Genomic DNA, 7,175 nt, shown 5'->3' on the forward strand with positions numbered 1-7,175 from the left:
TGCCACCGCAAAGGACACTACGGAGACGGAAAGCATAATCTGTTTGGTGCCTTCGCAAAAACTTGCAAGTGCGCCTTCCAAATCGCCTATTCCTGTTGCCATATAACTACCGTAAAGCTGATTTTGATTTTTTCAAAGCTTGTTGTATTTAATTATCTTGTCAACAACGTCCACGTGCGCAATGAACATGCGCCTGCAGCAGTATCTTTCAACCCCAAGGTCGTCAAGCGCCCTTGCCGGGTTTTGCCCCTCCTTGACCTTCCTGTCATAATCCTCGTGCAAGTCGGCAATCACCGAGCCGCATGTGAAACATCTTATCGGGAAGAACATACAACCACCACACTCCATAAGGCTTGTCAGCTGCAGAAAATTATTTATCTGTATGATTTTTGGAACCTTGCCCTTGCCTTTGGCCCCTTGTACTTCTTTGGCTCCACACGCCTTGAGTCCTCAACAACAAGGCTCCTGTCGTATTCCGAGTATTTGGCTTTCAAGGAAGGGTCGTCATTGGAGTACTTGAGTATTGCCCTTGCAATTGCGGTTGCGGCCGCCTGCGCCTGGCCCATCTGGCCGCCGCCAAAAACATTTACCTTGATGTCTATGTTGTTTGCTGCCTGGCCGGCTATTCTTACTGGCTTGCATATTAGAGCCTGCATGTGCGGGTCCTCAATTGTTGTTATTGAATATCTGTTTAGGTATATTTTTCCTGAGCCTTTGGCAATCGTTGCCCTTGCAACAGCCTCCTTTCTTTTGCCCCTTGCCTGCCAGCTTGTAATTTTTTGCTTTTTTGCCTTTGTTGTTTTTGCGACCATAAATCCACCCTATAAACTTTCTTCGCGCAGTTATCCGTGCGCTTAAGCGTTCCATCCAAGCCTTCTGCAAACCTGCCCAAGCGTTGTCGACCTTTCCAGCATCGACCCGTCAATGCCCTTGACGGTCTGTGCATCGCCAAGGCTCATGCCTGCAGGGTATACCTTCAGGTTTTTCATGGCAGCCTTGCCACGTGAGGTTTTTTTTGGCAGCATGCCGCTAATCACCTTGCGAAGCATCAGGTTTGGAAGCCTGGGCCATTTTGGCTTGTGCATCGGGTTTGCCTTGTTCTTGATAGTCCTTCTCTGCGAGTATTTTTCAGTCAGGTATGCAAGGCTTCCTGAAATCACAATCTTGTCGGGGTTGGTTATCGCAACCTTTTCCCCCTTTAGAAGCTCCTTTGCAACCTGTGCGCAAAGCCTTCCCATAATCAGGTTTGTCCCGTCAATTGTTTTCATGCTATCATCCTCTGCTGTTGAACTTTCGGCTTTACTTGATAATCGCCACGCCTGTGCCCTTTGGGTTCTCCTTGAGCAGCTGCCCTATTGTAAGCATCCTTCCCCCCACGCTTTCAATCGCAGCCTTTGCGGCCCCTGAAAATGAAAACGCGGCAACCGTTATCTTATGCTTTAGCGTTCCGGAGCTTAAGACTTTTCCTGGAACCAAAACAGTCTCGCCGGCGTCAGTAAGGTGCGACAGCTTCCCTATGTTTACCGCGGCCCTTTTCCTTTTTGGCGCAGACAATTCATGGGCAACCATCTTATATATCGGAGCAACAGAAGCCTTTGAGAGCTCCTTTACAAGCGTTACCAATTCTATGTTTTCAGGTCCTTTTTTCATATTCCTCACCAGATAAATAACACTATTCTGTCTTCTTTTTTTCTTGCCCCGAATTTTCTCCTATTGCCTCAAATGAACTGACTTGAATCTTGAGATTTCGGGGAAACCATGCAGGGGAAGGGATTTGAACCCTCGTAGACCTAAGTCACCAGCCCCTCAAGCTGGCGCATTTGACCAAGCTCTGCCACCCCTGCAAGAATATGCAGCCAACGCGCTTCTTGCTTTAGGAAGCTCAAACCACATCAATCTTTCTTTCCCGCCTCCACTACAAGCTCCAGCAACTGGTTGCATTTGTCGTTTGCGATTTGCGCGGCCCTTGCCATCATCTCGCGGGCAGGCATCTGCGCGAAAGTCTCTACTTTGAATGCAAATTCACCCTCGCTTACCTGGTTATATGCCACAAGGCCTGGCTGGTGGCGCGAATGCTCCCTGCCTGTCCCTGCCGATGCCTTGCATTCAACCCTAATGCTCTGGCCCTCATCGAGCTTCAGGATTGGAATTTTTGTGTTTGCGACTTTGACGCTGTCGTCATAATTTTTCATGTCCTTGGAATAAACAGTGCACGGGCCGGTGGCGTCAAGCGAGAAGAGGACCTCCTCTTCCTTTACTTTTTGTGGTGTTGTCAGCGGTATGAGCCCAAGCCTGTTTGCAAGATACTCGTCAAACATTGTTGAGCGGTTTTCGTATACGACAACGCTTTTTATCGCGTACACAGGCACCTGACCTATTGCAATCCTTCGCACCATGTTTGCAAACGACACTGTCGACTCCTGCAATTCAAATTCCAGGGTTTTTTCAGTTTCCTTTTTTATCGTGACTTTCATGCAAGACCCTCCAAAATAATTTGTCCAGGCAAAGCTCCAACCCTAAACCCTTCTGCCTCTGTTGCCGCCAGGCCTTTTTGTCGTGTCAGTTGGAATAGGCGTTACATCTTCAATCTTGCCAATCCTTATGCCCATCCTTGCAATAGATCTTACCACTGCCTGCGCTCCTGCGCCGGGAGTCTTGACCCCGTGGCCGCCAGGCGCCCGTATGTAAATATGAACTCCGTTGATGCCTCGGTTTTTCAGCTCGTTGACGACCTTTGAGGCAGCCTGTATTGCCGCATAAGGTTTTCCCTCCTCCCTGTCGGCCTTGACCATCATGCCGCCTGAGCCCTTTGCAACAGTCTCGGCGCCAGATATGTCCGTGACTGTAATTATGGTATCGTTCTTTGAAGAATAGACGTGAGCCACTGCCCATCTCATTTCCCGCGGCCTGTATGCTGGCCTTTCAGGCTGCTGTACTGCTGCCTGGGTTTGGGCCGGAGCCGCAGCTTGCGCCACCGGCTCCTTTTTCTGGACTGTTGTTTCAGCCACTGCCACATCCTTTGCCACTACTGCGGTCTCTTTTGCATCTTGCTTTGCGACCATAATGTTCACCTTTCAAATTTTCCATTTCACGTCCTGACTTTCTCATGCTGCCTGTGGCTGTGCTGGTTCCTGCTGCGCTTGCTCCGGCTGCTTTTGTGCCGCAGCCTTTTGCTCATTGCCCCTTGGGGTTATGTCAATTTTTTTGTAAAGCGCTATGCTTGCCTCAAGTGACTTTGGAATCATATAACTTGGGGCCGTAGTCCTCCTTCCGTTGACTGCGATAAACCCGTGGGTAATCAGCTGCCTTGCCTGCTTTGCGCTTCTTGCCAGCCCCAGCTTGAGCACCCTTGTCTGCAGCCTTCGCTCCAAAAAGTCCCTCACTGTAAGCGTAAGTATCTGCTCTGCGCTTGTAACATCCTTTCCAATGCCAAGCCTCTGGAGTTTGAGGAGAACCTGCTGTGAATTTTTCTGTCCCTCTCCTCCAAGCGAAAGAAGCCTTCGAGCCTCACGCCTCAGCTGCTTTAGGGAAGCCAGCGCAACCCAAAGTTCCCTGGTGTTTTTAAGCCCGTATTCTCCTATCAGCTTTGACTCTTCCTTAATGCGCGTTTCATCCCAAATCTTCCTTGGGGTTTCATGCTTGCTTTTCAGTTTTCTCGGGTCTCCCATTGTTTCACCTTATTTTTTAGGCTCTTGCTTTGCAGCTGCCGGACTTGGCGCAGCCGTAGCTTTAGGGGCAGCTGGTTTTGCAGCCGCTCCGGCCTGTGTTGCTGGCGCAGCCGCTCCAGGTGCCGCTGCACCGGGCGCAGCCGCTGCGCCTCCCATCTTTGCCATGACAGACTTTCTAAGCACACCTACCGACATGCCGGTCCTTCCTGTTGTCCTGGAGTGTTGGCCCCTTACTTTTTGGCCATAAGCGTGCCTGTAGCCCTTCCAGGTATAAATCTCCTTTTCGTGCTCAATGTCCTGTGCAATTGCAAATGTCAGGTCAGTTCCAATCAGGTGCCTGTTTGCCCCGCTTATCCTGTCCTTCCTCCTGTTCAGCAAATATGCTGGCAGCCCAAAATCCATCGGGTGCGTAATTACGTTTTCAAGAGCTTGCATCTCCTGCTCAGTAAGCTCGCCAATCAGCGTGGTTGGGGGCATCTTAAGTGCATCCAATACTGCTTTTGCAAGCGGCCTGCCGCTGTTGAATCCAATGCCCTTGACTTTTGTGATTGCAACAGAAAGCGGCGTGTTTCCCCTCATGTCCTTTCCTGAAATCCTGACAATGCCCTTGAGCTCCCTGCCTGAAGGGGCAACAGTTGGCATGGCCATCTGTTTTTCCTGCGGCCTTCCCTTTGACTTGGACATCTTTGGGGCTTCCTGCGCTTTCTGTTCAGTTTTTTCCTGCTTGTTTTCCGCCATTTCCTCACCAACGCTTTGAATCGTTATTCACGCCCTGCCTGCCTTTATTCCACTCTCTCAGTTTCAATCATGACGCCGGGAATGGGATTTGAACCCATAATCCCTTGCGGGAATACGCTGGCTGGCTAATCGGCGCTTTGCTTCCAATCCCCGACATTTCCTTCCAGGCGTACGCACTACCAGGTTATGCGATCCCGGCAAACCAATGCCATCGCATTCTCGCGCATTTCCTTTGCATTTATTTTTTCATCGCCCCGCAGGCTTTTGGGTAAATACCCTTCTTCATAACCACTGAGTCTGTCCTCACGGCGACTCCTGCAGAATTGTGCAAAATCTGGCTGCTTGCCATCGAGGCAATCCCAAAGCCCACCAATTCACCTTTGAGGGTCTTGATGGCAACCTCTTCCCCGGCCATTATGCCCTCGTCGGCTGCGGCAACACCCGGAACGCAAAGGGCGGCGCCGCTGCAAACCGAGTCAACCGCGGAGTCTTTGACGACTACCGATTTTGCGCCAATCACCGATTCGGGGGTCCTTACAAGGGCCCTTATCGCATCTTCCCTGCCATGCTGCCGGTACTCCCAATAAGCGTCACTAAGCAGCTGCAGCGTGCAGCAATCCTGCTCCGTGATATTGCCAACGGAAATACGGCGAAGCTCATGAAGCTGCGCGCCGCCGATTTCTTTTCCCATGTCAGAACACAAGGTTCTGATATATGTGCCAGCCTGGCACCCTACTTGAAATAGGTAGTCGTTAACCTCATATTCTGCCAGATTAAGGTAATAAACCTTCCTATCCCGCATTCTCTTTCTCACCGCCGACATTTTTGGCGGGATTTGCTTAATGGTGCCGGTAAATTTTTCAAACAATTTTGATATGGATTTTGCATCAATGCATTTTTTTGTGCGCATTATTCCAACATACTCTTTTTTGTCATGGGCCAGATGTCCGATTATGCGGGTTCCAGTGCCTATCCCAACCGGAAGAACCCCAGAAACTTCGGGGTCAAGCGTCCCGGGATGGCCCGCCTTTCCGGCTCCGAGGATTTTTTTCACATACGCACTAATCTCATGGCTCGAGTGCCCGCACGGCTTGTCAACATAAACAATTCCGCACTCAAGCAGCTGCTCAACACTTCGCTGCTGCGGTGGTTTTCCAAACGCCGGGTCTGTCTGCTGGTGCGGCTTGGTTATCATTGCTCCACTTTCCTTGCCCCATTTTTCGTTTTATGCAAGGCAAGCCGTCATGCGGAGAGTTCCTTGCCTATGGCCGCGTCGCTTGTGTCTGACAGGACCTTTTGCGTCGGCTCAAGATGCCTTATTGAGCACCTTGCCTGCTTTTTTGAGCCTTGCACAAGCACCTGAACAAAATTCCTGTCCATTATTTTGATCACAACTGCCTTTTTTCCACTCCGCCTTCCAGCAGTCTTAATGCATACCCTGCCTACTTCAATTGCCGGCATAAATCTCACCTTTTCAAAACAAATCCTGTTTATTTTACATTTGCCGGGGCTTCATGTTTTCCCGGCCTTTTTTCCATGCTTTCTGCGGCGTCAACAATCGTTGTGGCCATCTGCCCTATCGTCATGACACTTGAATTGAGCTGCAGGCCAAATATCGACCTGTCGTCAATGTCTATCCCATAAAGCTTCAGGTACCTTTCACGGTTGTCGGCATCCCTTTTTTTCACATGCTCAAGTGCTTGCTTGGCACCCATCTTGTCCCTGTTTGCAATCCTCATTGCCCGTGTTGCGTCGTCGGCCTCAAGCCATACCCTCAAGTCAGCATCCTTGACGACCCAGGGCCCAAGCCAGGTGACAACAACGCAGTTTCCTGCAGAAGCTTCGGCTGCTATCCGCCTGTCAAGGTCCGTGTCAATGCTTTTGTCCTTGGAAGCCAGCTTTTGGTATTCCATGAGCCCAAAGCCTGCTTTTTGCGCTTCCTGCTTGAATGAAAAACTGACGACTTTGTAGCCAAGCAGCCTTGCCACCTCTTCGCCTACGGAGTTCTTCCCTGCACCGGACTTTCCCGATATGGCTATTATCAACTTCCCACCATTTCTCGCCGTGTACAAGAGGTTAGCTCATGCCTTGCTTATGTATTTTCTCATCTGTATGTCAACGCTGCTTATATCCAGAATCCCCTGTGAAACCCTGGCCGACAGTTTTATTGCCTGCATTGCGCAGGCATGGCACAGGTGCCCGGCAAACTTGCGGCTTGGCGTGCGCTTGCTTGCAGCCAATCCTTTTTGGGAGGATGTCCCTGCCAGGCTTGCGCAGCACAAGGCGCAATAGTGCCTGGTGCCCTTTACCCTTCTCCTGTAGTGGATGCGCATGCCTTTTGCACCGCGAACCTTGATTTTCCTGACCGAATTTGACCTGTTTTTTGGAACTGTCATCATTTTCACCCCAACTGCGGAAATGCCCTTGACATTATCGGATTCACCAGAAGCGCAAACACAAAAGTGCAGAATATGAACCATCCTTGCACGTCGGCAAGCCGCTGCACCTCAAGAAGCGGTATCTTGAATGGCAATGTGTATGAGAACCTGTAGCCGTTGTCAACCGTGGCAAAAACAGACTTTTCAATACCCTGGATGCCAGATGTATCAGCTATAATTATCGCCTGCTGGCCTTTTAAATATCTCTGCTTGTCCGATTGCACCGGAAATTGCGCCCCCCCGACGGCCATTTTCTCCCAGTGTTCTTCGGCCCCCTCTCCGTACAAAAATCCTGAAGTGTTAGTTGCAAATGCCCCTCCTGCGCCAATTG

12 protein-coding genes and 1 tRNA gene are annotated in these 7,175 nt (G+C 50.4%); all 13 read right to left on the minus strand.

Annotated elements, in window-relative coordinates:
* Positions 1-132: 132 nt before the first annotated feature.
* Complete coding sequence (locus FJZ26_02770; GenBank protein MBM3229331.1) at positions 133-330, minus strand: DNA-directed RNA polymerase subunit N; 198 nt, start codon at positions 328-330, stop codon at positions 133-135.
* Between the two features lie 44 nt (positions 331-374).
* Positions 375-812, minus strand: a complete 438-nt coding sequence (gene rpsI / locus FJZ26_02775) for a 30S ribosomal protein S9 (GenBank protein ID MBM3229332.1) — start codon at positions 810-812, stop codon at positions 375-377.
* Positions 813-854: 42 nt separating this feature from the next.
* Positions 855-1,268, minus strand: coding sequence for a 50S ribosomal protein L13 (gene rplM / locus FJZ26_02780; protein ID MBM3229333.1), 414 nt, complete (start codon positions 1,266-1,268; stop codon positions 855-857).
* A gap of 31 nt (positions 1,269-1,299) precedes the next feature.
* The gene (locus tag FJZ26_02785) at positions 1,300-1,650 is read right to left on the minus strand and encodes a 50S ribosomal protein L18e (protein ID MBM3229334.1); all 351 of its coding nucleotides are present in this window, start codon (positions 1,648-1,650) and stop codon (positions 1,300-1,302) included.
* 109 nt (positions 1,651-1,759) lie between these two features.
* A tRNA-Leu gene (locus tag FJZ26_02790) sits at positions 1,760-1,844 on the minus strand.
* Between the two features lie 48 nt (positions 1,845-1,892).
* Positions 1,893-2,474 carry a DNA-directed RNA polymerase subunit D gene (locus tag FJZ26_02795; GenBank protein MBM3229335.1) on the minus strand — a complete coding sequence of 194 codons (582 nt, stop codon included), beginning with the start codon at positions 2,472-2,474 and terminating at the stop codon, positions 1,893-1,895.
* A 42-nt stretch (positions 2,475-2,516) separates the two neighbouring features.
* Positions 2,517-3,062: a 30S ribosomal protein S11 gene (locus FJZ26_02800; GenBank protein ID MBM3229336.1), complete on the minus strand. Its 546-nt coding sequence runs from the start codon at positions 3,060-3,062 to the stop codon at positions 2,517-2,519.
* A 42-nt stretch (positions 3,063-3,104) separates the two neighbouring features.
* A complete protein-coding gene (locus FJZ26_02805) occupies positions 3,105-3,668 on the minus strand; it encodes a 30S ribosomal protein S4 (protein ID MBM3229337.1) in 564 nt (187 codons plus the stop codon).
* 9 nt (positions 3,669-3,677) lie between these two features.
* Entirely contained in the window at positions 3,678-4,310 is a 633-nt protein-coding gene (locus tag FJZ26_02810; protein ID MBM3229338.1) for a 30S ribosomal protein S13, read from the minus strand.
* Positions 4,311-4,644: 334 nt separating this feature from the next.
* Positions 4,645-5,601, minus strand: coding sequence for an RNA-guided pseudouridylation complex pseudouridine synthase subunit Cbf5 (locus tag FJZ26_02815; protein MBM3229339.1), 957 nt, complete (start codon positions 5,599-5,601; stop codon positions 4,645-4,647).
* Positions 5,602-5,648: 47 nt separating this feature from the next.
* Positions 5,649-5,867: a 50S ribosomal protein L14e gene (locus tag FJZ26_02820; protein MBM3229340.1), complete on the minus strand. Its 219-nt coding sequence runs from the start codon at positions 5,865-5,867 to the stop codon at positions 5,649-5,651.
* 29 nt (positions 5,868-5,896) lie between these two features.
* Positions 5,897-6,478 carry a cytidylate kinase gene (locus FJZ26_02825; protein ID MBM3229341.1) on the minus strand — a complete coding sequence of 194 codons (582 nt, stop codon included), beginning with the start codon at positions 6,476-6,478 and terminating at the stop codon, positions 5,897-5,899.
* A gap of 9 nt (positions 6,479-6,487) precedes the next feature.
* On the minus strand, positions 6,488-6,886 hold the full coding sequence (locus tag FJZ26_02830; GenBank protein ID MBM3229342.1) for a hypothetical protein: 399 nt from the start codon (positions 6,884-6,886) through the stop codon (positions 6,488-6,490).
* Positions 6,887-7,175 lie beyond the last annotated feature (289 nt).

This window comes from Candidatus Parvarchaeota archaeon, assembly GCA_016866895.1.
Classification (GTDB): Archaea; Micrarchaeota; Micrarchaeia; order Anstonellales; family VGKX01; genus VGKX01.